Here is a 24,247-nt window from a genome sequence, read left to right as displayed (position 1 = left end):
TGATCAGGACCCCCGCATGAACCTTCCGCTCGACCCCTCCCGGCTGAAGTTCGGCATCGGCCAGCCCGTTTCCCGCAAGGAGGACCCGGTGCTGCTGCGGGGCGAGGGGCGCTACAGCGACGACCTTTCCCTGCCCGGCCAGGCCCATGCCGTGATGGTCCGCAGCCCCTTCGCCCACGGCACCATCCGCGGCATCGGCACCGAGGCCGCCCGCGCCATGCCCGGCGTGCTCGCCATCGTCACCGGCGCCGACCTCGAGGCCGCCGGCGTCGGCCCCATGTCGCTCAACGTCGGCCAGAAGAACCGGGACGGCAGCCCGCCCCACCTGCCGCGCCAGCCCGTGCTGACCACGGACAAGGTGCGCTTCGTCGGCGACCCCGTGGCCATGGTGGTGGCCGAAACCGCCAAGGAGGCCCGCGACGCCGCCGAGGCCGTGATGCTCGACGTGGATGCCCTGCCCGCCGTGACCGAGGGGCGGGATGCCGTGGCCCCGGGCGCCCCCCTCCTGCACGAGGCCGTGCCCGGCAACGTCGTGGTCGATTTCCACTACGGCGACGCCGAGGCCGTCGCCGCCGCCTTTGCCCGCGCCGCCCATGTCGTGCGCCTGCCCATCCGCAACAGCCGCGTCGTCGTCTCGCCGATGGAGCCGCGCTCGGCCATCGGAACCTTCGAGGACGGCCGCTACGTGCTGCGCGCCGGCAGCCAGGGCGTCTTCGGCATGCGCGGCGGCCTCGCCAAGGTCATGGGCGTGGAGGTGGACGCCGTGCGCATGCTCACCGGCAACGTCGGCGGCTCCTTCGGCATGAAGGCGAGCGTTTATCCCGAATACCCGGCCCTGCTGCACGCGGCCCGCGCGCTGGGCCGCCCCGTGAAGTGGACGGACACGCGCTCCGAGAGCTTCCTGTCGGACAGCCACGGCCGCGACCACGACATGGTGGGCGAACTGGCGCTGGACGCCGAGGGCCACTTCCTCGCGGTGCGCCTGACCGGCTTCGGCAACCTCGGCGCCTATCTTTCCAACGCGACCACGCTGCCCTCGACCGCCAACACCGTGAAGAACGTCATCGGCGTCTACCGCACGCCGCTGGTGGAGGTCTCCACGCGCTGCGTGCTGACCAACACCACTCCCGTGGGCGCCTATCGCGGCGCGGGGCGGCCCGAGGGCAACTACTACATGGAGCGCCTGGTCGACACGGCCGCGCGCGAGATGGGCATCGACCGCGTGGAGCTTCGCCGCCGCAACCACATCCGCGCCGACCAGATCCCCTATGACGCGCCGTCCGGCATGCACTACGACAGCGGCGACTTCCCGGCGATCCTGGAGGAGGCGCTGGCCGCGGCCGACTGGGACGACTTCCCCGCCCGCCGCGCCGAGGCCCGCCGCCGCGGCCGGCTGCGCGGCATCGGCATCGGCCACTACCTGGAAGTGACGGCGCCGCCGTCCAAGGAAATGGGTGGCATCCGCTTCGACGAGGACGGCGGCGTCACCATCCTCACCGGCACGCTCGACTACGGCCAGGGCCACGCCTCGCCCTTCGCCCAGGTGCTGGTGGACCGCCTCGGCATTCCCTTCGACCGCATCCGGCTGATGCAGGGCGACAGCGACCTGCTGATCGCCGGCGGCGGCACGGGCGGCTCGCGCTCCATGATGGCGAGCGGCACGGCGCTCTCCACCGCCAGCGCGCAGGTGATCGAGCGCGGGCGCAAGCTCGCCGGCCACGTGCTGGAGGCCTCGGCGGAGGACATCGAGTTTTCCTCGGGGCGCTTCAGCATCGCCGGCACGGACCGTGGCATCGGCCTTCTGGAACTGGCCGCGCAGCTCCGCACGATGCCCGCCCCGCCGGACGGCCTGCCCGACACGCTGGATGTCTCCACCACCGACCAGTACGAGGACAGCGCCTTCCCCAACGGCTGCCACGTCGCCGAGGTGGAGATCGACCCCGAGACCGGCGAGACCGAGGTCGTCCGCTACGTCACCGTCAACGACTTCGGCACGCTGGTGAACCCGATGCTCGTGGCGGGGCAGGCGCATGGCGGCATCGTGCAGGGCATCGGCCAGGCGCTGACCGAGCACACCGCCTATGACGAGGACGGCCAGCTCCTCAGCGGCTCCTACATGGATTACGGCCTGCCGCGCGCCGAGCACGCGCCCTCGCTCGGCTTCAGCAGCCATCCCGTGCCGGCGCGAACCAACGCGCTCGGCGCCAAGGGCTGCGGCGAGGCCGGCTGCGCGGGCGCGCTGCCCTCCGTGATGAACGCGGTGGTCGATGCCCTGGCCGAGCGCGGCATCGCCCATGTGGACATGCCCGCCACGCCGCTGAAGGTCTGGCGCCTGCTGCACGAGGGGGTCGCCGCATGATCGTCCTGATCACCGGCGCCACCTCCGGCTTCGGCGCCGCGACCGCCCGCCGCTTCGCCGAGGACGGCGCCCGCATCGTCGCCGTCGGGCGCCGCGCGGACCGCCTGGAGGCGCTGCGCAGCGAACTCGGCGCGGAAATGGTCCACCCCGTCACGCTCGACGTGCGCGACCGCGCGGCCGTCGCGCAGGCCATCGAGGCGCTGCCCGCCGCGTGGTCCGCCATCGACGTCCTCGTCAACAACGCCGGCCTCGCCCGCGGCCTCGGCCCCGCGCAGGAGGCGGCGCTCGACGACTGGGACGCGATGGTGGACACCAACGTGAAGGGGCTGATGTACCTCACCCGCGCCGTGCTGCCCGGCATGGTCGCGCGCGGCCGCGGCCACGTCGTCAACATCGGGTCCACCGCCGCCGAGTTCCCCTATCCCGGCGGCAACGTCTACGGCGCCACCAAGGCCTTCGTCCGCCAGTTCAGCCTCAACCTCCGCGCCGACCTCTACGGCACGCCGGTGCGCGTGACGGACATCGAGCCCGGCCTCGTCGGCGGCACCGAGTTCAGCAACGTCCGCTTCGGCGACGATGCCCGCGCCGCCGCCGTCTACCAGGGCGCCGACGCGCTGACGCCCGAGGACATCGCCGACGCCATCCACTGGGTGGCCTCCCGCCCGGCGCGGGTGAACGTCAACACGCTGCAGGTGATGCCCGTGGCCCAGAGCTTCGGCCCGCTCCGGGTGCACAAGCCCGGGCAGTAGGGCTGGCCGCCGCGGCGGGCGAGGGGGCCTGGCCCGGGCTTTACGCCCGCGCCTCCAGCGCGCGGCGCAGGATGGTCGGGATCATCCCCCCGGCCCGGATCAGCCCCACCTCCCGCGCGGTGTCGAGCAGCGCCGTCGCCGTGCCGTGCAGCGCCGCGCCATCGGCCCGCCGCAGCGTCACGGGCACCGGCGCGCGCGGCGCGAGCGTGTCCGGCCTCCAGCCGATCTCGACCACGTCGCCGGGCCTCACCCCCAGCCCGTCGAAGCGCCAGCCCTCCGGCAGGCGCAGCGGCAGCACGCCCATGCCGATCAGGTTGGACCGGTGGATGCGCTCGAAGCTGTTGGCCAGCACCGCCCGCGCGCCCAGCAGCTGCGCGCCCTTGGCCGCCCAGTCGCGCGACGAACCCGTGCCGTAGCGCTCCCCCGCCAGGATCACCACGGGCATCCCGGCATCGGCGTAGCGCGCGGCGGCGCGCCAGGCCGGCAGCACCTCGCCGGTCGGCGCGAACACCGTGTGCGCCGGGGCCAGCCCGGGCGCCAAGTGGTTCACCGCCGCCTTGTTGGTGAACAGCCCGCGCAGCATCACCTCCCAGTTGCCGCGGCGCGAGGCATAGACGTTGAGGTCCAGCGGGTTCTCGCCGCGCTCCACCAGCCAAGCCGCGGCGTCGCTGTTCGCGGGGATCGCGCCCGCCGGGGAGATGTGGTCGGTGGTGATGTCGTCCCCCAGCACCAGCAGCGGGTGGGCGCACAGCAGCCCGGCCGCCTGTTCCTCCGACCCGAGGCGCACGAAGGGCGGCGGGCGCAGGTAGGTGGAGGTGGGTTCCCAGGGAAACAGCGGCGCGTCCGGCGCCTCCAGAGCGGCCCAGCCGGGGGAGCGGTCCGCCTCCTCGCCCGCCGCCGCGATGTCGGCCGGATCGCCCGCCGCCGCCACGGCCGCCTCGATCTCGGCCGCCCGTGGCCAGAGATCGCTCAGGTGGACGAGCCGCCCGTCTGGCGCCCGGCCCAGCGCGTCGCGCGTGATGTCGATCCCCGCGCGCCCGGCCACGGCATAGGCCACCACCATGGGCGGCGAGGCCAGGAAGGCGGATTCGATCTGCGCGTGCACCCGCCCCGGGAAGTTCCGGTTGCCCGACAGCACCGCCACCGGCCGCAGCCCCTCCGCCTCCACCGCCGCCGCGACCGCGGGCAGCAGGGGGCCCGAATTGCCGATGCAGGTGGCGCAGCCATAGCCCGCGATGCCGAAGCCCAGCGCCTCCAGCTCCTCCAGCAGCCCGGCCCGGCGCAGCCGCCGCTCCGCGCTCGGCGATCCCGGCGTCAGCGAGGTCTTCACCCAGGAGGGCACCGTGAGCCCCAGCGCCCTGGCCTTGCGCGCCACCAGCCCGGCCGCCACCAGCAGGCCGAGATCGGTGGTGTTGGTGCAGGAGGTGATGGCCGCGATCGCCACGGCATCGCCGGGAATGCCGCCCGCCGCCGCGCCGCGCGCACCGGCCAGCGCGGCCGGCACCTCCGCCGGGGCCAGCCGGTCCTGCGGGCGTCGCGGCCCGGCGAGCGACGGCCCGATCGCCGAAAGGTCCAGTTCCAGCACGCTGGTGTAGCGCGGCGCGTTGTCCGGGTCGTGCCAGAGCCCCTGGGCGCGGGCATAGGCCTCCACCAGCGCCACCTGGGCGGCATCACGCCCGGTGGCACGCAGGTAGTCCAGCGTGTGGCCGTCGATCGGGAACATGCCGGTGGTCGCCCCGTATTCGGGCGCCATGTTGGACACCACGGCCCGCTGCCCCGCCGTCAGCGCGCCCACCCCCGGCCCGAAGAACTCCACGAACTCCCCGGAGGTGCCGGCGCGGCGCAGCCGCTGCGTGACGGCGAGGGCGAGGTCGGTCGCGAAGCTGCCCTCGGGCAGGGCGCCCAGCAGCCGCACGCCCGTCACCTCCGGCACGCGCAGCGACACCGGCACGTCGAACATCACGCCCTCGGCCTCGATCCCGCCGACGCCCCAGCCCAGCACGCCCAGTCCGTTCACCATGGGCGTGTGGCTGTCCGTGCCCACCAGCGTGTCCGGCACCGCCCAGGCCTCGCCGCCCCGCATCTCCGTCGCCACCACGGTGGCCAGCCGTTCGAGGTTGATGGTGTGCATGATGCCCGTGCCCGGCGGAAACACCCGGAAGCCCGACAGCGCGGTTGAGGCCCATTTCATGAAGCGGTAGCGCTCGGCGTTGCGCCCCATCTCGTTGGCCATGTTGGCCGCCAGCGCGCCGGGGATGCCCGAGACGTCCACCGGCAGCGAATGGTCCGTGGAGGTCGCCACCGGCACGGCCGGGTTCAGCCGCGCGGGATCGCCGCCCGCCCGCGCCAGCACGTCGCGCATGGCGGCGATGTCCACCAGCGCCGGGCCGCAGGTGGTGTCGTGCATCAGGATGCGCGTGGGCGCGAAGGGGATCTCCGCCTCCGAGCGCCCGCTTTCCAGCCAGCCCAGCAGCGCGGCCCGCCCGGCCTCCCGCGCCTCCGCCTCCGGCTGCCGCAGCAGGTTCTCCAGCAGGATGCGGTGGCACCAGGGCATCCGGGCCAGGGTCGCGGCACCGCCCGCCGCCGCCGGAAGGTCGATGATCCGCCGCAGGCCGAAGGGTCCGGAAAGCAAGGCAGCGGGAACCGCGCCGGTGGTGAACGACGGCATCGTTGTTCTGGCGCTCCCGCTCAGGGCGAAGGCGCCAGCGTGTAGGGTAGGCGCGCCGAAAACACCAACCCGCAGGGCCTCAGCGCAGCAGCACCGGCAGCAGCGCGTCCAGCCGCAGCCGCCCCTCCATCGTCGCCGCCAGCCGCCCGTTGGGCAGCCATTCGAGATAGCCCTCCTCGCGCAGCGCCTCCAGCATGGACCGGTCCACCACCGCGTCGAACGCAAGCCGGCTGCGTGCCGCGATCCGCGCGGGGTCCACGCCCTCTGACAGCCGCAGCCCCATCAGCATCGCCTCCCGCCCGCGGTCCACGGGGGAAAGCGCCTCCTCCTCCACCCGCGCGTGGCCGTCGCGCTCCACCCGCTCCAGCCAGACCTCCGGCGCCCGGTGCCGCCGCGCCGCCAGGAGATCGCCGTCCCGCGTCAACCGCTGATGGGCCCCGGCGCCGATGCCGAGGTAATCGCCGTAGCGCCAGTAGGCGAGGTTGTGCCGGCTTTCCGCGCCCGGCTTCGCGTAGTTGCTGACCTCATAGGGGGCAAGCCCGAAGCGCCCCGCCTCCTCCGCCGTCGCGGCGTACAGCGCCGCCGCGTCGTCGCCCTCGGGCAGGTGGAAGGCCCCGCGCGCGTGCTCCGTCGCGAAGCGCGTCCCCGGCTCCACCGTCAGCTGGTAGAGCGAGAGGTGGTCCGCCGCCAGGGACAGTGCCCGCCGCAGCTCCGCCCGCCATTCGGCCTCCGCCTGCCCCGGCCGGGCATAGATCAGGTCGAAGGACAGGCGCGGAAAGGTTTGCCGCGCGTGCTCCAGCGCCGCGATCGCTTCCCCCGCCGAATGGTTGCGCCCGAGAAAGCCGAGCGAGGCCGCGTCCAGCGCCTGCACCCCCAGCGACAGCCGGTTCACCCCGGCCGCGCGGAACTCGCGAAGCCTGCCGGCCTCCACGCTGGTCGGGTTCGCCTCCAGCGTGATCTCGAGGTCCGGCTCGGCGTCGAACAGCGCCCGCGCCCGCGCGATCACCGCCGCCACCGCCTCGGGCGGCATCAGGGAGGGCGTGCCGCCCCCGAAGAAGATCGAGGCCAGGCGCCGCCGCCCGGACCATGCGCCCAGCCGCGCCGCCTCGCCCTCCAGCTCCCGCAGCAGCGCCCGCCCGTGCCGCGCGCCGTCCACGGCGGGCCGCACATGGGAGTTGAAGTCGCAGTAAGGGCACTTGGCCGCGCAGAAGGGCCAGTGGACGTAAAGGGCCAGCGGCTCCGCCATGCGCGGGGCGGCGGCCAGGATCGGGGCATCGCTCACGCGCCGGATATGGTCACGCCCCGCGCCTGCGGCAAAGCATCGCGGGCGCCACCCGGCCCATTGCCCCACGCATCCCCCCGGGCGCAGAGAGAAGCTGTGCCGCCCCCATCCGAACCCACCCCGCGAGACGACACGCCGCCCGGCCAGGCCGCGCCCGCACCGGATCACCCCGGCGCCATCCCCGGTGCCATCCCCGACGGGCTGCCCTATCCCCGCCGCCGATGGGCCACCGCGGCCGTTGCGCTCGCCATCACCATGGCGGTGATCGACGGCACCATCGCGGGCGCCGCCCTGCCCACGATCGCCGCCAGCTTCGGCATCTCGCCCGCCGACTCCATCTGGGCCACCAACGCCTACCAGCTCGCCGTCACCGTCTCCCTCCTGCCGCTGGCCGCGCTCGGGGAGATCGTGGGCTACCGGCGCATCTATCTTGGCGGCCTCGTCGTCTTCACCCTGGCCTCGCTGGCCTGCGCCCTGTCCGGCTCCTTCGAGGGCCTGGTGGTGGCGCGCGCCGCGCAGGGCTTCGGCGCCGCCGGGCTGATGAGCGTGAACTCCGCCCTGGTGCGCTTCATCCAGCCGCGCGCGCATCTGGGGCGGGGCCTCGGCTTCAACGCCATGGTGGTTTCCACCGCAGCCGCCGCCGGCCCCACTGCCGCCGGCCTCATCCTCGGCGTCGCGTCCTGGCCCTGGATCTTCGCGGTCAACCTGCCCATCGGCATCCTCACGCTCGCGATCGCCTGGCGATCCCTGCCCGAAAGCCCGCGCGGGACGCAGCGCTTCGACGTGCTGAGCGCCGTGCTCTCGGCCGGCACCTTCGGCCTGCTGATCCTGGGGCTGGATTCGCTGGCCCATGGCGGCACCGCCTCCTCCGCCCTGGCCGTGGTGGTGCTCGGCCTCGTGGCCGGCACCTGGCTGGTCCGCCGCCAGGCCGGCGTCGCGCGGCCGCTGCTTCCGGTGGACCTGCTGCGCATCCCCGTCTTCGCCCTCTCGATCGCGACCTCGCTCTGCTCCTTCATGGCGCAGATGCTCGCCTTCGCCTCCCTGCCCTTCCTGCTGCAAACCGGCTTCGGCTTCTCGGTCTTCCTGGCGGGGCTGCTCACCACGCCCTGGTTCATCGCCACCGCCTGCGCCGCCCCCCTGTCGGGACGGCTGATGGAGCGCTTCCCGGCCGGGCTGCTCGGCGGCGTCGGCCTCGCGATCCTCGCGGGCGGCCTCGCGGCCCTGGCGCTGCTTCCCGCCGGCCCGGCCCCCTGGGACATCGCCTGGCGCATGGCCGTCTGCGGCTTCGGCTTCGGCCTGTTCCAGACGCCCAACAACCGCACCATGGTGGGCGCCGCCCCGCCCGAGCGCGCGGGGGGCGCCAGCGGCATGCTCAGCACCGCCCGCCTCGTCGGGCAGACGGCCGGCGCCGCGCTGGTGGGGCTGGTGCTGGGCTGGATGCCCGGCATGCCCGTGGAGGGGCCGAAGACCGCCCTGGAGATCGGCTGCGCGCTCGCGGCCCTCGGCGCCTGCGTCAGCCTCCTGCGCCTGCGGGCCTGACGCAGGCCGCCCGGCACCCGGCGAATCGCGGCCGGCGGGCGTACCCGCCGGTCAGCTCAGTCCATGCCCAGAAGCCATCGGTCCAGCGGAACGGCGCGTATCCTGGCGCCGGGAAGCGCGCGGTTGAGGTCCGCCCGGTTCTCCATGATCCAGCGCAGGCAGCTGAGCTGGCTGTCGAAGGGCACGAACTCGTCCCGGCTTGCCCGCAGCGTCCGGCAATCGACCAGGTATCTCGCGCCCCGGCGGCAGCCGGGCGCTCCCGCCCAGTTCCGTTCGGGCGAAACAAGTGTCGGCACCCAGTAGGCGCGGGCCGGATCCAGCCGGTCGACATCGCACCGACGCATCGGTCATCCCCTTCCACCACCCTGGCCGGTGCCGCGGCGCCAGGGCGCCGCGGCAGGGAACGGCCCGCCGCGCGGCGGGCCGCGGGGTGGTCAGGACCGGGCCAGGTCGAAGCGATCGGCGTTCATCACCTTGTTCCAGGCCGCGACGAAGTCATCGACGAACTTCCTCTTCGCGTCGGACGCCGCGTAAACCTCCGAAAGCGCCCGGAGCTGGGAGTTGGAGCCGAAGACGAGGTCGGTGCGCGTCGCCGTCCACTTCTCCTGGTCCGTCCTGCGGCAGGTGCCGAGGAAGACGTCGTCGGCGTGCCCGTCCACCATCTTCCACGCCGTGCCCATGTCGAGCAGGTTGACGAAGAAGTCGTTGGTGAGCTGGCCCGGGCGGTCCGTGAGCACGCCCTCCTTCCGGCCGCCATGGTTGGCGCCCAGCACGCGCAGCCCGCCGACGAGCACCGCCATCTCCGGCGCGCTCAGCCCGAGGAGCTGGGCGCGGTCGAGCAGCAGCTCCTCGGTCGGGACGTTGAACTCGACCTGGAGGTAGTTGCGGAAGCCGTCCGCACGCGGCTCCAGCGGCTGGAAGTTCTCGATGTCGGTCTGCTCGGCCGAGGCATCGGTGCGGCCGGGGGTGAAGGGCACCTCGATCTCGTGGCCACCATCCCGCGCCGCCTTCTCCACCGCCGCCGCGCCGCCGAGCACGATGAGGTCGGCGATCGACACCTTCTTGCCCCCTCCATCCTTGCCGCCGGACGCCGCGCCGTCGAACCCGGCCTTGATGCCTTCCAGCACGCCCAGCACCCTGGCGAGCCGCCCGGGCTCGTTCACCTCCCAGTCCTTCTGGGGCGCGAGGCGGATGCGCCCGCCATTGGCGCCGCCCCGGTGGTCCGAGCCGCGGTAGGTCGAGGCCGAGGCCCAGGCGGTGGCCACCAGCTCGCTGACGGTGAGGCCGGAGGCGAGGATCCTGTTCTTGAGGGCCGCGACGTCGGCGGCGTCGATCGGCGCGTAGTCCGCGGCGGGGATCGGGTCCTGCCAGATCAGGTCCTCGGCCGGGACATCCGGGCCCAGGTAGCGCGCCTTGGGCCCCATGTCGCGGTGGCACAGCTTGAACCAGGCGCGGGCGAAGGCGTCGGCGAACCCGGCCGGATCGGCACGGAACCGCTCCGAGATCGCCCGGTACTTCGGATCGACCTTCATCGCCATGTCGGCGGTGGTCATCATCGTCGGCAGGCGGCGGTCGGGGCTGTGCGCGCCCGGCGCCATGTCCTGGGGTGCCTGGTTCTTCGGCTGCCACTGCTTGGCGCCGGCGGGGCTGAGCACGAGCTCGTAGTCGTAGTCGAGCAGCATGTGGAAGTAGCCGTCGTCCCACTGCGTCGGATGCGGCGTCCAGGCGCCCTCGAGCCCGCTGGTGATGGTGTGGTCGCCGATGCCGCTCTCATGGCCGCTCTGCCAGCCCAGGCCCTGCTGCGCGATGTCGGAGCCCTCGGGTTCCGCGCCCACCTTCTTGGCGTCGCCCGCGCCATGGCACTTGCCGAAGGTGTGGCCGCCCGCGACGAGGGCCACGGTTTCCTCGTCGTTCATGCCCATGCGGGCAAAGGTCTCGCGGATGTCGCGGCCTGAACCGACGGGGTCGGGATGGCCGCCCGGGCCCTCGGGGTTGACGTAGATCAGGCCCATCTGGATCGCGGCCAGCGGGCTCTCCATCACCTTCTCCTCGGTGATGCGGGTGTCGCCCAGCCACTCCTCCTCGGTGCCCCAGTAGATGTCCTTCTCGGGTTCGAACACGTCCTCGCGCCCGCCGCCGAAGCCGAAGACGGGCCCGCCCATGGACTCGATGGCGACGTTGCCGGCCAGGATCATCAGGTCGGCCCAGGAAAGCTTGCGCCCGTATTTCTGCTTGACCGGCCAGAGCAGGCGCCGCGCCTTGTCGAGGTTGGCGTTGTCGGGCCAGGAGTTGAGCGGCGCGAAGCGCTGCGAGCCCGAGGACGCGCCGCCACGGCCGTCCCCGGTGCGGTAGGTGCCGGCGCTGTGCCAGGCCATGCGGATGAGGAACGGGCCGTAGTGCCCATAGTCGGCCGGCCACCAGGGCTGGCTGTCGGTCATCAGCGCGTGGAGGTCCCGCTTCACCGCCGCGAGGTCGAGCGACCGGAACTCCTTCGCGTAGTCGAAGTCGTCGCCCATCGGGTTCCCGGTGAGACCCTTCTGATGGAGCATGTCGAGCGAAAGGTGGTTCGGCCACCAGTCGCGGTTGGTGCGCCCGAGAAGCGACCGCAGCGCGGCCGGCTTCTTCATCGGGCAGCTCAGCGGACCGCTGGGTTGATTGGTGTCCATCGTTCTGGCCCTCCCCTTTTCTGACCGTTGGGCACAGGCTAGGCGCGGCGCGCGATCGGTAGAAACAATTTTTTTCGATCAGGAACATCGAGCGGATCGATCGGAAATCCCGTCATGGGCGTCGCGGCTCAGGGTCTGCCGCAGTTCATGCCGATCCGGCCGCCCGGCCCGGCGGGAAGCAGCACCGGGGTGAGCCGCCATCGCCGCGCGGGGCATGAGCGGCCCGCGCGGCGGGCACGCTAGGCCAGCCGCCCTTCACCACTCCGCAGCCCGCGCCCGGCGCGCGCGCTGGCGGAGCCCGGCCTCGCGGCATCGGCCTTCGCGGCGCGCCCTTTGATGGCACCCGTGCCCCTCACGCCGGCCTGGAGCGCGCCGGCATCGCCCCGGGGCCACCCCGTGGCGACCGCCAGCAAGGCCGTGCCCGCCAGGGCCACCGCCGCCGCCACCCAGAGCGGCACCGCCTGCCCCGCCCCTGCCGCCAGCGCCGCCGCGCAGGGCGCCCCCAGCAGCACCGACAGAGCCCGCGCGGCGAAGAGCACCCCGATCAGCCCACCCGCCGAGCGCCGCCCGTAGAGGTCCACCACCACGCTCGGCAGCAGCGCCACGAAACCGCCCTGGAACAAGCCGAAGCCCAGCGCGAAGACGGCGAAGCCCGGCAGGCTCGCCGCCTCCGCCCACCAGCCCATCATGCCCGCCACCCCCAGGCCGCAGCCCAGCAACACCCGGTCCCGGCCCAGCCGGTCCGACGCCACCCCGATCACGACCCGCCCGAGGACCGAGCCGAGCCCGATCAGCCCCAGCAGCCACAGCGCGTCCTCCGCCCGGAGCCCCGCCGCACGCGCCGTCGCCACGATGTCGGCGAAGGGCAGCGACACCGGTGCCGAAAGCAGCACACCGCCCAGAAGCAGCACCGCGAAGCGGCGGCCGCGGATCACCCGCCGCAGCACCATTCCTTCCAGCGCCGGGGCGAACCCGCCCGGCCGCGCCGCATCCCCCGGCCACCGCTTCGGCCAGCCGTCCGGGAGCAACCCGTATGCCTCCGGCGAGCGCGCCAGCGAGAGCGCCGCCAGCGGTCCGCACACCGCGATCACCGCCGCCATGGCCAGAAAGGCGCTCCGCCAGTCTCCTCCCGACAGGAACAGCCAGGCGCTCACCGGCACCAGCGCCGTCCCCGCCCCGACCCCCGCCGTCGCGAGGCCCGAGGCGAGGCCGCGCCAGGCGACGAACCAGCGCTGCACCACCGCCACCGCCGGCACGTAGCAGAGGCCCGCTCCCGTCCCCACCAGAAGCCCGTAGGCCAGCAGCACCCCCAGGAAGCCATCCGCCACCGCCGCGAGAAGGAAGCCCGATGCCATCACCGCCATGCCCAGCATCACCGGCCAGCGCGCGCCCACCCGGTCCGCCAGCGGACCGCTCAGCGCACCCGTGGCGAAGGTCATCGCCCCGCTCACGCCGTAAACCAGGCTGAGGGAAACCTCCGAGGCCACGAAGTCCCGCCCGAGGGCTTCGGCATAGGCGGGAAAGGAGTAAACGGCCACGAAGCAGAGCGCCTGCACCGCGAAGGACCCGGCCACCACGCCCCAGCCCCGGAAGGAGAGCGGCGGGCGGGGAACGGCCGCCCGCGCCCCGCCCGATGGCGGCGGTGTCGGATGGTGCCCGGGGCTGCCGGTTCCGCCCGCATCGGGCGCGTCGGAGAACATGCGTGGGCGAGCCTGTGGGATCATGGCGATCACTCGTTCGGTGCGGAGCCCCGAACCTGACCGCCCCGGCCGCCGCCGCGCGGTGCCCGATGTCACACCGCGCCACGCCCGGCGGGATGAGGCTGGCCGCCCATCCCCGCGAGGCCGCCATCCATGCGCCAGCCCCTTTCCCGCTTCCTCCCCAACCCGGCCCGCGCGGCGCCACGCCGCGCCGGCCCCGCCGCGCGTTTACGCCGCGCGCCCACCGCGTCACTGTGGCTGGATGAGCCCTGCCTGATGGACGAGCTGAGCCGCCTTCCCTTCTTCCGCCCCTTCGGCCAGGCCGCGCTGGAACCGCTCGCGGCCGTCGCCCGCTGGCGCGGCTATTCGGCGGGGCAGGCCGTGCTGGAAGCCGGCGACCCCACGCGGGAGGTAAGCCTGATCGCGGAGGGCGAGCTGCGCGTGGTCATGCGCAGCGCCGGCGGGCACGAGATGATCCTGGCCGAGCTTCGCGCGGGCAGCATGTTCGGCGAGATCGCGGCGATCGACGGCGGGCAGCGCTCGGCCAGCATCGTGGCCCTCACCCGCGCCCGCGTCTGCTCCATCGCGGCCGGCCCCTTCATGGCCTTCGCCCTCTCCACGCCCGAGGCGTCGCACCACCTCATGCGCAGCCTGACTGCCCTGGTGCGGGAAAAGGACATGCGGCTGATGGAGCTGGCGGTGCTGCCCGTGCGCGCCCGCCTCGCCGCCCTGCTGCTGCGCCTTTCGCGCCCGCGCGGCGGCAGCGGCCAAATCGTTTCCCCGCCCCCGCCGCACCACGAGCTGGCATCGCGCATCGGCACGCGGCGCGAGGTCGTCTCGCGCACGCTCGGCGCCATGCAGCGCGAGGGCCTGATCGAACTCACGCGCGGCGGCTTCGTCCTGCCGCGGCCCGAGGCGCTGGAGGCGGAGGTGGAGGCCGGCTACGGCGCCACGCCGCAGAAGGCCTGACGCCGGGCCGCCCTCACAGGATCGTCGCGGCCGCGAGCTGCAGGATCACCTGGCTGCGGCCCGCCGTGTAGTCGGGATCGCGGAAGCCCATCAGCTCCTTCACCGCCTGCCCCCAGGGATCGGCGGCATCGGCCACCTTCGCGCTCATCTCCTCCATCTGGGAGAGCTGCTGGAAGTCCCACAGCGTGCGGAAGCTGCCGAGGCTGCGCTCGCTCTGCTGGAACACCGTGAAGGTGCCGAGATAGCGTGGCGCGCCGGGCGGCGAATCGCTCAGCGTCGCGTGATTGTCGCGCAGGAAGTCCAGGAACCTGGCGTAGTGCTCCCGCGGCACTTCGTAGCCCCATTCCAGCAGCATGCGGTTCAGCGTCCCCGCCGGCTGGCCGGCGGCCACCCCCGCCGCGGGCGGCGGCAGGATCAGGAACTGCTCCCCGCTGCGGACCACGGACACCAGCGGCACCGCGCTGGCCGGCGGAACATGTCCCTGCGCGCGCAGCAGCGCCTCCGCCGCGCCGGCGGGATCGATCGGGTCGCTCATGCGGAAGTCTCCCCCTGGGGTGGAACGCAACGCAGCAGGCCGGACGCGCGCAGCCCCGCCAGCCCATCCTCCAGCACGCCGCGCGCGGCGCCGGCGGACAGCGCGGGCGCCGTGCGCGTGGCGAAGGCCGCCAGCAGCGCCGCGTCGTCGCGCCCGTCCACCAGCTCCAGGATCAGCCAGGCGGTGGCGTTCAACTGGTGCAGCCGCGGGGCGGCCGGCGTATAGGCCAGGCAGGCCCCCAGCTCCGGCACCGGGCGAAGCCGCAGGCCGGGCGCGCGCTCATGCCGCACCGGGCGTTCCCCCGGCGTCCGGCAGCACCCGCAGGTCCACGCCCCCATTCAGCCCGGCATCGAAGGGATCGGGCGCCTCCCACCTTCCGTGAAAGGCGAAGGCGGTGGAGCGGCATCCGCCGTGCGTGCCCTGCGTGGAGGCGCATCCGCCGCAGCTCGCCTCCACCTTGCCTTCCCGCAGGCGGCGGTAGAGCGGGTCCTCCCAGGTCTGGAGAAAGGGCATCGTGGTGACGTCGCCGTAGTCCACGTATTCGCGCAGGTACATGCAGCCGATGGAGCGTCCATAGGCGTTCACCGCCGCCATCTGCCAGCAGCAGTTCGCGTCGTTCGGGTGCCAGGACTGCATCAGCCGCAGCCCCGCGGGCGGCGCGAGCGCCGCGATCGCCGCCATCATCGCATCCAGCGAGAGCGACAGCTCGGCCCAGTCCCGCCGCATGCGCCCCAGCGGATAGGGGCGCAGCACGCCCACCGCCTCCGCGCCCTCGGCATGGGCCAGCTCCAGCAGCGGCTGCAATTCCCCGTGGTTCAGCCGGTTCATGATCACCAGCACCGTCACGGGCAACCCGGCACGGCGCAGGGCACGGATGCCCGCGATGCTGCGCGCGAAGCTGCCCGCCACGCCCGTCAGCGCGTCATGCGTCGCGGCGGTGGCGCCCAGCAGGTCCACCATGGCGTCGCCCAGCCCGATGCGCTTCAGCCGCGCGGCCATCGCGTCGTCCACGAGCGTCGCGTTGGTGCGCAGCCGCGTCATCGCGCGCGGCGCCGCATGGGCGATCACCTCCAGCACCTCCGGCCGGTGCAGCGGCTCGCCGCCCTCGATCATCACCGAGATCACGCCCGCCTCGAAGAACTGGTCGAGCAGCCCGATCCAGGTCGCCCCGTCCAGCTCGCGCGGGGAGGGCTCGCGCGTGCAGTCGGCGTAGCAGACGCGGCAATCGAGGTTGCAGGACTGCGTGAAGCCGATCGTCACCTTCATAGGCCGGTGCAGCGGCGGGGAGCCGCCGACAAGGTCCGCCGCCCCGCTCATTCCGGCTCTCCCATGACCATCGCCAGCGCCGCCCTCGCATCCACCCGCCCGTGCCCCAGCGCATGGTCCCAGGCCGCGCCAGGATCGGCCTGCCGTTCCGCCGTGGTGGCGCAAAGGATCTCGCGGATGCGCGCGGCGGAAAGGCGCGGCCGCAGTTGCAGCATCAGCGCCACGATCCCCGCGACCTGCGGCGCCGCGGCGCTGGTGCCGTCCATCGCGACGCTCGCCCGCTGCGTGAGCCCGTCCGCGTCGCGCAACCCCCCCAGCCCGGAGGCGCCGGGCACCCCGATCCCGGGCGCGGCCAGATCCGGCTTCTCCCCCCCGCTCCGCGTCCGCCCGCAGGAGCTGAAGGACGCCGCCTTCCCGCCCGGCAGCGCATAGGCGCCCACGCAGATCGGCCCCTCCGCGCAGGCGAGCGACCCGAGCGAGCAGCCCGCCCCGTTCGGCTCCTGCGGCGGCGCGAAACGCGACCCGCTGTTGGGCCTGAGGTCGTCGCGCTCGATCCAGGCGTCGAAGCCCCAGCGCGCCGCCGCCCCGCCCGGCAGCAGCCCCAGCGTCACCCACCAGGTTTCCTCCGCGCCCGAGGGCCTGAGCCGGATCTCGAAGTGCTGCACCGGGGCCTCGGTGCCCGGAGGCAGGGTGGTGGCGACCGCGGTGCCGATCAGCCCCGTGCCCACCTCGGGCCGCAGGATCACCGCCGCCTGCCCGCCGATGCGCCGGAGCGGGCCGGGACGATCCATCGCGTCCTCCATCCCGCCCGCCGCCACCTCCTCCGCCGTCATGCTGCCCGGCCAGCCCAGCGAAAGCTCCAGCGCCGGCATGCCTTCCTGCATGGGCGCGTAAACGCGCAGCATGTTCACGGTGCTGTCCCCGGCCTGGAACCGCCAGCCCAGCGTCAGCGGCCTTCCCACCTCGGCGGACCGGTGCAGCCCCTTGTCGCGCGCGTTGCCGGCGGCCACCGTGATCGCGCGCCCGGGCGCCTGAAGAAGCGCGTCAAAGGCCCGCTCCATCAGCCCCTGCCCGTCATGCGCGCCCGTGTTGGCGCCGATGCTGAGGTTGACCACCGCCGGCATGCCCCCGCGCGCCGCCAGGTCGAACAGCGCGCAAACGCCGTCCAGCACGTCCACCGCATCGCCCTCGGACACCAGCGCGCGCGGGCGCAGGTGCACGAAGCCCAACGCGGCCGCGGGGGCCACGCCCGCCACCACCGGCCTCGCCCAGGCCCCCTCCGCCGGCCGCCGCCCGGCCGCCACCGACAGCACATGCGTGCCGTGCACCTGCGCGCGCCGGTCCGTCTCGGACATCCGCACGTGCACGGCCCCCGTGTCCTCCACCACGTAGCCGTTCTCCCAGGGCACGTAGCCTCCGGCGGCATAGGGATCGGGCCTGGCCAGCAGCGCGTCGATCTCGGCCGGCGCGTAGAAGCGCCCGGGCAGGCTCGCCCCCGGCGCGGCGCGGCCGTTCTGGTCCCACAGCATCCGCAGCCGCGTGCCCCCCAGCCCGTCCGCGCCCAGGCGGAAGGCCGGGTGGGCGAAGGCGCAGCCGAAATCCACCGCCCCCACCAGCACGCCCGTCCCGTCCGGCGCGCCGAGCCCCAGGCCCTCCAGGTCCGCCGGCCGCGCGTGCAGCGCCTCCATCGTGGCGGAGAAGGGGCTGCCGGCCAGGCGCTGGACCTGCATGTTCCAGCCCTCCGCCTCCAGCTCCTGCAGCTTGGTGAGAAGGTCCCGCATGAGGAGGTCCCCGTTCACCTCCCTTTCGCCCGCCTCCGCCCCAGCGGCCCCGAGCAGGTCGATCCGCAGCGTGGCGAACAGCGCCCCGTCCGCGCGGGGCGGGCCTTCCCTGGGCGGCAGCACCGTGCCGTCCGCCTCCAGCACCGCGTGGCCGAAGCGGATGCCGGGCCGCGCCTGGATCGCCTGGCCGTCCGGGATGCGGGCCAGCACGCCGAACTCCGTCTGCTGCGGGTTCAGCGCCAGCGCATAGGCCGCGGCGCGCAGAACAGGGTCCAGGGTGGTCGGCCACCGGTCCACGTCGGGGAGTCCGCGCTCGAACAGGTTTCCGCCTCCCCTTGACAGTCCGATGCTAACCGCGCCCGAGATGCACTTGCAGTAACTTTCCTCACCAGCCGCCCCATCTCCGGCAGGGCGCGGCCCACCGAAGACGCTGCGAGGTCCGTTCCTGAGTCCCGTGCCGCCCGCCGTCCTCTGCAACGCCTGCGGCTTCGGCAATCCCCGCGGGATGCGCTTCTGCGGCGCCTGCGGCGAGCGCCTCCGCCCGGAAGCCGAGGCCCCCGACACCGGCGCGGGCGAGCGCCGCCCCATCTCCGTCCTTTTCGCCGACCTCGTGGGCTCCAGCGAGCTCGCCGCCCGCCTGGACCCGGAGGACTTCCGCGACCTCCTTCTCGCCTACCGGGAAGCCGCGGGCGCGGCCGTCGCCGCCCAGGGCGGCAGCCTCGCCCAGCACCAGGGCGACGGCCTGCTCGCCCGCTTCGGCTTCCCTGTCGCGCGCGAGGACGACGCGGCCCGCGCGCTGCGCGCGGGGCTGGACCTGGCGGCGGCGGTGGAGGACCTCCGCGCCCGCCTCGGCCATCCCCTGCGCGTGCGGGTCGCCGTGCACAGCGGCATCGTGGTGGTGGCCACCCTCGGCCACGGCCTGGCCGCCGAGCCCGGCGCCATGGTGGGGGAGGCGACCACCATCGCCGCCCGCCTGCAGCACGCCGCCGCCCCGGGCGAGGTCTGGTGCAGCGAGGCCACGCGCCGCCTCGCCCCCCGCCGCTTCCGCTTCGCCGCCCAGGGGGAGATCGCCCTCGCCGGCCTGCCGCGCCCCGTTCCGGCCCATCGGGTGGAGGGTGTGGTGCCCCCCGGCCTGCTGCCCCCCAGCCTGCCCCTGGTGGGCCGCGAGAACGAGCTGCGCGGCCTGTTCTCCGCCTGGCGTGACGCCGGCGCCGGCGCCGGCACGGCCCTGGTGATCGAGGCCGAGCCCGGCCACGGCAAGAGCCGCCTGGTGGACGAGTTCCGGGCCCGCCTGGGGGTGATGGGCGACGCCGCCGTGCTGATCGCCTGCAACGCCGGCGACGAGGCCAGCGCCTTCCGCCCGCTGATCGCCTGGCTGAGCAATGCCGCCGGGATCCCCCCCCGGGCCGCCTCCGCCCAGGCGCGCGCCGCCCTGCTGGACTGGCTGGCCCGCCACGGCCTGGCCGGGAGCGGCCATGCCGCGCCCCTGGCCGTGCTGCTGGACTGCGCCACCCCGGCGGAGGCCGCGGAGATGGAGAGCAGCGGCCGCCGCCGCCGCCGCCGGAACATGGCGGCCTTTCTCGCGGCCCTGCATGCCGCCGCCACCGGCCCCACCCCCCTCTTCATCGCCGAGGACATCCACTGGGCCGATGACAGCACGCTGGCCGTGCTGCGCGCCCTGGCCGACGCCGCCCAGGCGCCCGACGCCGCCACCCTGCTGCTGATGACCCGCAGGCGCGAGGGCCACGCCCTGCCGGGCCCGGCACCGCTCACGCTGCGCCTGGCGCCGCTGGGGGAGGAGGAGGCCCGCCGCCTCGCCGCCGCCGCCGCGCCGGAGGGCGCCGACCCGGCACGGCTGGACGGCATCATCGCGCGTGCCGGCGGCGTGCCGATCTTCCTGGTGGAGGCCGCGCGCGACGCCCAGGCCGACACCGTCCTTCCCCTCAGCCTGCGCGCCGGCCTCACCGCCCGGCTGGACGCCCTGCCGGACGCCAAGCCGCTGGCGCAGCTCGCCGCCGTGATCGGCCGCTCCTTCCGGGGCGACGTGATCGAGGCCCTGGCCGAGGCCGTCGGCCTGCCCGCCTCCCGCCGCCCGCTCCGCCGCCTGGTGGAGGCCGGGCTGATGGAGCCCGAGGGCCCGCCCGACGCGCCCACCGGCTACGCCTTCCGCCACCAGCTCATGCGCGACATGGCCTACGACACCCTGCTGCGTCGCCGCCGCGCCAGCCTGCACCTGGCCCTGGCTCGCCTGCTGCCGGCGCGCTTCGCCGAGATGGTGGCGGCCCGCCCCGAACTCCTCGCCGGCCACCTCGCCGCCGGCGGCGCCGCGGCCGAGGCCATCGCCACCTATGAGCAGGCCGCCGCCCGCGCCGCCCGCGCCGGCGCCCATGGGGAGGCGGCGAAACACCTCCGCGCCGCGCTCGCGCAGCTCCCCAACCTGGTGGAACCGCTGCGGGACGGCGTGCAGGCGCGCCTGCAGGTGGCGCTGGCCGCCCAGCTCACCCTGACGCGCGGCAATGCCGCCCCGGAGGTGGGCGAGGCCTTCGCCTCCGCCCATGCCGCGGCCCTTCGCCTGGACGACCGCGCGCTGCTGCTGCGCACGCTGCGCGGCCTGCAGACCTTCCACCTCGTGCGCGGCGCCGTGCGCGAGGGCCACGCCATCGGCGAGCGCATCATGGCCCTGATGGAAGGGGAGGGGGACGGCGCGGTGCTGCTCCAGGCCCACCGCCCCTTCGGCCTCGGCCTGCTTTATCTCGGCCGCCACGCGGAGGCGCGGCACCACCTGGAGCGCGTGCTCGCCCTTTATGATCCCACGCGGGACGAGCCGCACCGCTTCGACTACGGCTCCGACCCCGCCGTGCTGGCGCGTGCCCACCTCGCATGGGTGCACTGGTTCCAGGGCGACGCGAAGGCCGCCTTCGCCGCCGATGCGGAAGCCGTCGCCGCGGCGCGCGAACTGGGCCACGCGCACAGCCTCTGCTTCGCGCTGGCCTTCCGCGCCGCCCTGCACGCCTTCGCCGGACAGCCGGCGGAAGCCCTGGCCGCGGCGGGCGAACTCGCCGCCCTCTCCGCCGCGCAGGACTTCGCCTACTGGTCCGCCTGGGCCGCCATCATCGAGGGCTGGGCCCGCGCCCGCGCCGGGGAGGCGGCCGAGGGCCAGGCCCTGCTCCGCCGCGGCCTCGATGCCTACACCGCCATGGGCGCCGGCCTGCTGCGCCCCTACGCGCTCGCCCTGCTCGCCCAGGTGCTGCCGCCCGGTGCGCAGGAGGCCGCCGCGCTGCTGGACGAGGCCGCGCGAGGAAGCGCCGACGGCATCGCCTTCTCCGCCGAACTGGTCGAGGCTATTCGGCGCGGACGGGGGCTCTGATCTTCCGGGAAGGGCGCTGCCCTCCGGACGAAGGCCCGGCGTTCGTCCCGCTCCGGACGTTCAAGGCAGTGCCCTGAATCCCGCCAGGGCCCGAGGCCCCCGGAGCCTTGTCCGGCTCGCGCGGACGTGGCGATCGGGGGGCCGTTCCTGGCCGCCTTTCCTGCCCTTGCAGTCGCCGAGGCGCACCATCCGCCGGGGTCCCCAACCCGGAAAAGAAGACGATGGAGAGGGGCCCGGGGAAAGGAAGAATTCCTTCCTCCTTTTCCCTGGGGTCACAAGCGCCGCCGAGCCAGGGGCCTGCCTCAGGCCACGGCCCGCGTCCGCCCTTGCAGCACCAGCAACCCCGCCGCCAGCGCCATGCCGATCCAGTGCGGCGCGGGCAGCCAGGGCGCGAGCCCCTCCAGCAGCGCCGGGAACACCAGCAGCAGCCCCGCCAGCGTGAAGCCCGCCCTTTCCAGGCCATTCAGGGCGCGCAGGAAGAAGCCCTGGCAGGCCGCCGCCAGCGCCGCGAGGCCCAGCGTCGCCAGCAGGATCTGCCAGGCGACATCCAGCCAGGTCATGCTCGGCGTGAGGGAAAGCAGCAGCCCCACGCCCTCCGGGTCGGTCACGAAGACGAAGGGCAGCACAAAGGCCGGAAGCGTGTATTTCCAGGCCTGCAGGGTCGTGGAGTAGGGCCCGGCCCCGGTGATCGCGGCGGCCGCGAAGGGCGACAGCGCGGTGGGCGGCGAAACCTCGCTCAGCACGGCGTAGTAGAAGACGAACATGTGCGCGGCGTAGTCGGGCACGCCGAGCTTCATCAGCGCTGGCGCCGCGACCACCGCGCAGATGATGTAGCTGGCCGTCACGGGCACCGCGAGGCCGATGATCCAGACGATCAGCCCCGTGAACAGCGCCGTGCCCAGGATCGATCCGTTCGCCGCCTGGATCGCGATGTCCGAGAACTTCAGCCCGAGCCCCGTCAGCGTGATCACGCCCACGATGATCCCCGCGCAGGCGCAGGTGGCCGCGATGCCCACAGACTGGATCGCACCGATCGCCAGCGCCTCCACCAGCTTCCTCGGCACCAGCGCCGTGTCCCGCCGGAGGAAGGACAGCACCACAGCCACAACCATCGCGTAGAGCACCGCGAGCGTGGAGCTGTAGCCGAGCACCATGAACACGATGATCGCGAGGAGGGAGGAGAAGTGGAACCCGTACTTCTTCACCAGCTCCCGGGCCGGCGTGGCGGAGGGCACCTCCACCACCTTGCCGGCCGCGCCGAGCCGCCGCTGGTCCAGCTCCACCATGAACAGCAGCGAGGCGTAGTAGAGACAGGTGGGCACGATCGCCATGCGCAGCACGTCGAGATAGCCGATCTTGAGATATTCGGAGATCAGGAAGGCCGCCGCACCCAGCACGGGCGGCGAGATGATCGCGCCAAGCCCCCCCGCCGCCAGCAGCCCGCCGGCATCCGAGGCCTTGTACCCCACCTTCTTCATCATCGGCCACGCGACGGTGCCGAGCGTCACCGTGGTCGCGACGCCCGAGCCCGAGGGCCCACCCAGCAGAAAGGACGACAGCACCACCGTCCGCCCCGCGGAGGACGCCTTGCCCCCCATGACGGAGAAGGAGAAGTCCACGAAGAACTTCCCCGCGCCGCTCAGCTGCAGGATCGCGCCGTAAATGGTGAACAGGATGATCAGCGTCGCCGACACGTCCACCGCCGTGCCGAAGATGCCGTCGAGCCCCACCGCGAGATGCGGAATCAGCCGCTCGGAATCATAGCCCCGGTGCGTCCAGGGCGAGGGAAGCAGGTTGCCGAAGAAGGCATAGGCGATGAAGGCGATGGCCACCACCGGCATCACCGGCCCCGTGGTGCGCCGCGTCACCTCCAGCACCAGCCCCACCAGCAGCCAGCCCACCACGAGGTCCATCGGCTCCGGAAAGATCACCCGGTCCTGCAGGTCGTCCCCGCCGGAGACGAGATACCAGATGACGTAGAGCGACACCGCGATCAGCACGGCATCCCAAGCCATGAACCGGTGGCGGAACCGCTTCGAGACCGGGAACAGGAAGAACCCGATCGCCAGCGCGAAGCCCACATGCGCGAAGCGCAGCGTGGTGGTCGGCACGATGTCCCAGGCGGCCCAGAGATGGAACAGGCTCATCGCCAGCGCCAGCGCCGTGCCGATCCAGGCCAACACGCCCCGGAAGCGATGCTGCGCCCCTTCCTCCTCCTCGATCAGCGCCTCGACCCGCGCGGTGGTGGCGGCGTCCAGCGATCCCGGCGCCACCTCGAAGGGCAGCCCCGCGCCCAACCCTGGCGCCGCCCCGGCCGGTCCGTCGGACGGAACCGCCACCTCCTCGCGGCGCATCAGGCGAGCGACGCGCCGACCGAGCGCCAATAGGCCTCGGCCGCCGGGTGCCAGGGGATGCCGGCCGCCGCCGTCTTCTGCCCTTCCAGCTTGAAGTTGCGCGCCTCCGCATGGGTGCGCGCCAGGTCCTCGCGCCCCTCCCAGGTCAGCTTGATCAGGCTCGTCACCATCTCGGGCGGCATGTCCTCGCGCACGGCCAGGACATTGGCCACCGACATCTGCTTGTTGTCGGTGGCCTGCCCGGGATAGGTGCCCGCCGGAATCACCTCGTTGAAGTAAACGGGGCCGTGCTTCTCCACGATCTTCGCCGTGTACTGGTCGTGGTCGATCATCTGGATCTGCACGCCCGGGCTGGCGCCCAGGTCGGTGATCGCGCTCGTCGGAATGCCCGAGACGAAGAAATACGCGTCGAGCTTCCCGTCCTTCACCGCATTGGTGGATTCGGCCGGCGACAGCCGCTCCCGCGCGCGGAAGTCCTTCGCGGGGTCGAGCCCCGCCGCCTCGATCAGCCGCAGCGCCATCACCTCGGTGGCCGAGCCCGGCGCGCCCGTCGAGACGCGCTTGCCCTTCATGTCGGGGATCGACTTGATGCCGGTGCTCGCCACCGTCACGGCCTGCATGCGGTTGGTGTAGATCACCGCGATCGCCCGCGCCGGCACCGGGCGCCCGCGGAAGCGGTCGTTGCCGCGGATCGCGTCCACCGCCGCATCCACCTGGGTGAAGATCAGCCCCACCCGCCCGGCGCCCAGGAGCTGGAGGTTGCCGACCGACCCGCCCGTCACCTCCACGGTGGCCGACATGCCCGGGATCTGGCGGGAGATCAGGTTCGCGAGCGCGCCGCCCAGCGGGTAGTAGACACCCCCCGTGGTGCCCGTCGCGATCGCCAGCTGCTGCGCCTGCGCGGAAACCAGCCGTGGCGCCGCCAGCACGGCGGCGGTGGCGAGAATGCCTCGACGCGGGATGTTTCCCATCGCCCGAACTCCTTGGATCGTTTTCCTGGCGGCAGCATAGA

The 24,247-nt window shown here is 73.8% G+C and carries 16 protein-coding genes; 5 read left to right on the top strand and 11 right to left on the bottom strand.

Annotated features, from left to right (window positions below):
- Positions 1-16 precede the first annotated feature (16 nt).
- Both ACFFIC_RS22770 and ACFFIC_RS22765 read left to right on the top strand, forming a co-directional pair.
- A complete protein-coding gene (locus tag ACFFIC_RS22770) occupies positions 17-2,359 on the top strand; it encodes a xanthine dehydrogenase family protein molybdopterin-binding subunit (protein WP_377054644.1) in 2,343 nt (780 codons plus the stop codon).
- Positions 2,356-3,108, top strand: coding sequence for an SDR family oxidoreductase (locus ACFFIC_RS22765; RefSeq protein ID WP_377054642.1), 753 nt, complete (start codon positions 2,356-2,358; stop codon positions 3,106-3,108). Before ACFFIC_RS22770 ends, ACFFIC_RS22765 begins: the two co-directional genes overlap by 4 nt.
- Before the next feature lie 40 nt (positions 3,109-3,148).
- Here ACFFIC_RS22765 and acnA read toward each other — a convergent pair whose 3' ends face one another.
- Both acnA and hemW read right to left on the bottom strand, forming a co-directional pair.
- On the bottom strand, positions 3,149-5,776 hold the full coding sequence (acnA, locus tag ACFFIC_RS22760; RefSeq protein ID WP_377054640.1) for an aconitate hydratase AcnA: 2,628 nt from the start codon (positions 5,774-5,776) through the stop codon (positions 3,149-3,151).
- Positions 5,777-5,855: 79 nt separating this feature from the next.
- The gene (hemW, locus tag ACFFIC_RS22755) at positions 5,856-7,022 is read right to left on the bottom strand and encodes a radical SAM family heme chaperone HemW (RefSeq protein WP_377054814.1); all 1,167 of its coding nucleotides are present in this window, start codon (positions 7,020-7,022) and stop codon (positions 5,856-5,858) included.
- Positions 7,023-7,154: 132 nt separating this feature from the next.
- Between hemW and ACFFIC_RS22750 the strand changes: the two genes are divergently transcribed.
- Positions 7,155-8,597, top strand: coding sequence for an MFS transporter (locus ACFFIC_RS22750; RefSeq protein WP_377054638.1), 1,443 nt, complete (start codon positions 7,155-7,157; stop codon positions 8,595-8,597).
- Between the two features lie 56 nt (positions 8,598-8,653).
- Here the strand turns inward: ACFFIC_RS22750 and ACFFIC_RS22745 are convergent, their stop codons facing one another.
- From ACFFIC_RS22745 to ACFFIC_RS22735, 3 genes are all read right to left on the bottom strand, one after another.
- Positions 8,654-8,941 (bottom strand): hypothetical protein, encoded by a 288-nt coding sequence (locus ACFFIC_RS22745; RefSeq protein ID WP_377054636.1) that lies wholly within the window; start codon positions 8,939-8,941, stop codon positions 8,654-8,656.
- 90 nt (positions 8,942-9,031) lie between these two features.
- The gene (gene katG, locus ACFFIC_RS22740) at positions 9,032-11,263 is read right to left on the bottom strand and encodes a catalase/peroxidase HPI (protein WP_377054634.1); all 2,232 of its coding nucleotides are present in this window, start codon (positions 11,261-11,263) and stop codon (positions 9,032-9,034) included.
- Positions 11,264-11,502: 239 nt separating this feature from the next.
- On the bottom strand, positions 11,503-12,963 hold the full coding sequence (locus ACFFIC_RS22735) for an MFS transporter (RefSeq protein ID WP_377054632.1): 1,461 nt from the start codon (positions 12,961-12,963) through the stop codon (positions 11,503-11,505).
- A gap of 153 nt (positions 12,964-13,116) precedes the next feature.
- On the opposite strand from ACFFIC_RS22735, the gene ACFFIC_RS22730 reads away from it, so the two are divergent.
- A complete protein-coding gene (locus ACFFIC_RS22730) occupies positions 13,117-13,932 on the top strand; it encodes a Crp/Fnr family transcriptional regulator (protein ID WP_377054630.1) in 816 nt (271 codons plus the stop codon).
- 13 nt (positions 13,933-13,945) lie between these two features.
- On the opposite strand, the gene ACFFIC_RS22725 is transcribed toward ACFFIC_RS22730, so the two are convergent.
- From ACFFIC_RS22725 to ACFFIC_RS22710, 4 genes are read right to left on the bottom strand one after another with little or no spacing between them, the layout of a single operon-like run.
- Positions 13,946-14,467, bottom strand: a complete 522-nt coding sequence (locus ACFFIC_RS22725; RefSeq protein ID WP_377054628.1) for a hypothetical protein — start codon at positions 14,465-14,467, stop codon at positions 13,946-13,948.
- Positions 14,464-14,757 carry a hypothetical protein gene (locus ACFFIC_RS22720; RefSeq protein WP_377054626.1) on the bottom strand — a complete coding sequence of 98 codons (294 nt, stop codon included), beginning with the start codon at positions 14,755-14,757 and terminating at the stop codon, positions 14,464-14,466. Before ACFFIC_RS22720 ends, ACFFIC_RS22725 begins: the two co-directional genes overlap by 4 nt.
- Positions 14,747-15,784 (bottom strand): radical SAM protein, encoded by a 1,038-nt coding sequence (locus ACFFIC_RS22715; RefSeq protein WP_377054624.1) that lies wholly within the window; start codon positions 15,782-15,784, stop codon positions 14,747-14,749. The genes ACFFIC_RS22720 and ACFFIC_RS22715 overlap by 11 nt, the downstream gene beginning before the upstream one ends.
- Positions 15,781-17,811: a S8 family serine peptidase gene (locus ACFFIC_RS22710; protein WP_377054622.1), complete on the bottom strand. Its 2,031-nt coding sequence runs from the start codon at positions 17,809-17,811 to the stop codon at positions 15,781-15,783. Before ACFFIC_RS22710 ends, ACFFIC_RS22715 begins: the two co-directional genes overlap by 4 nt.
- 157 nt (positions 17,812-17,968) lie before the next feature.
- Here ACFFIC_RS22710 and ACFFIC_RS22705 point away from each other — a divergent pair, with 157 nt between their 5' ends.
- Positions 17,969-20,881, top strand: a complete 2,913-nt coding sequence (locus ACFFIC_RS22705; RefSeq protein WP_377054620.1) for an AAA family ATPase — start codon at positions 17,969-17,971, stop codon at positions 20,879-20,881.
- Between the two features lie 302 nt (positions 20,882-21,183).
- Here the strand turns inward: ACFFIC_RS22705 and ACFFIC_RS22700 are convergent, their stop codons facing one another.
- Together ACFFIC_RS22700 and ACFFIC_RS22695 are read right to left on the bottom strand one after the other, a co-directional pair.
- The gene (locus tag ACFFIC_RS22700; protein ID WP_377054618.1) at positions 21,184-23,235 is read right to left on the bottom strand and encodes a TRAP transporter permease; all 2,052 of its coding nucleotides are present in this window, start codon (positions 23,233-23,235) and stop codon (positions 21,184-21,186) included.
- Positions 23,235-24,206, bottom strand: coding sequence for a TAXI family TRAP transporter solute-binding subunit (locus ACFFIC_RS22695; protein WP_377054616.1), 972 nt, complete (start codon positions 24,204-24,206; stop codon positions 23,235-23,237). The genes ACFFIC_RS22700 and ACFFIC_RS22695 overlap by 1 nt, the downstream gene beginning before the upstream one ends.
- Positions 24,207-24,247 lie beyond the last annotated feature (41 nt).

Origin of the sequence: Muricoccus vinaceus (assembly GCF_042433125.1) — a bacterium.
Classification (GTDB): Bacteria; Pseudomonadota; Alphaproteobacteria; order Acetobacterales; family Acetobacteraceae; genus Roseomonas; species Roseomonas vinacea.
This window is presented reverse-complemented; position numbering and strand designations above follow the sequence as displayed.

Excerpts from the sequence above, each read along its gene's own strand:
- ACFFIC_RS22715 (WP_377054624.1), bottom strand. The coding sequence starts at position 15,784 with ATGAGCGGGGCGGCGGACCTTGTCGGCGGCTCCCCGCCGCTGCACCGG.
- ACFFIC_RS22735 (WP_377054632.1), bottom strand. The coding sequence starts at position 12,963 with ATGTTCTCCGACGCGCCCGATGCGGGCGGAACCGGCAGCCCCGGGCAC.
- hemW (WP_377054814.1), bottom strand. The coding sequence starts at position 7,022 with ATGGCGGAGCCGCTGGCCCTTTACGTCCACTGGCCCTTCTGCGCGGCC.
- ACFFIC_RS22745 (WP_377054636.1), bottom strand. The coding sequence starts at position 8,941 with ATGCGTCGGTGCGATGTCGACCGGCTGGATCCGGCCCGCGCCTACTGG.
- ACFFIC_RS22730 (WP_377054630.1), top strand. The coding sequence starts at position 13,117 with ATGCGCCAGCCCCTTTCCCGCTTCCTCCCCAACCCGGCCCGCGCGGCG.
- acnA (WP_377054640.1), bottom strand. The coding sequence starts at position 5,776 with ATGCCGTCGTTCACCACCGGCGCGGTTCCCGCTGCCTTGCTTTCCGGA.
- ACFFIC_RS22765 (WP_377054642.1), top strand. The coding sequence starts at position 2,356 with ATGATCGTCCTGATCACCGGCGCCACCTCCGGCTTCGGCGCCGCGACC.
- ACFFIC_RS22770 (WP_377054644.1), top strand. The coding sequence starts at position 17 with ATGAACCTTCCGCTCGACCCCTCCCGGCTGAAGTTCGGCATCGGCCAG.
- ACFFIC_RS22725 (WP_377054628.1), bottom strand. The coding sequence starts at position 14,467 with ATGAGCGACCCGATCGATCCCGCCGGCGCGGCGGAGGCGCTGCTGCGC.
- katG (WP_377054634.1), bottom strand. The coding sequence starts at position 11,263 with ATGGACACCAATCAACCCAGCGGTCCGCTGAGCTGCCCGATGAAGAAG.
- ACFFIC_RS22695 (WP_377054616.1), bottom strand. The coding sequence starts at position 24,206 with ATGGGAAACATCCCGCGTCGAGGCATTCTCGCCACCGCCGCCGTGCTG.
- ACFFIC_RS22700 (WP_377054618.1), bottom strand. The coding sequence starts at position 23,235 with ATGCGCCGCGAGGAGGTGGCGGTTCCGTCCGACGGACCGGCCGGGGCG.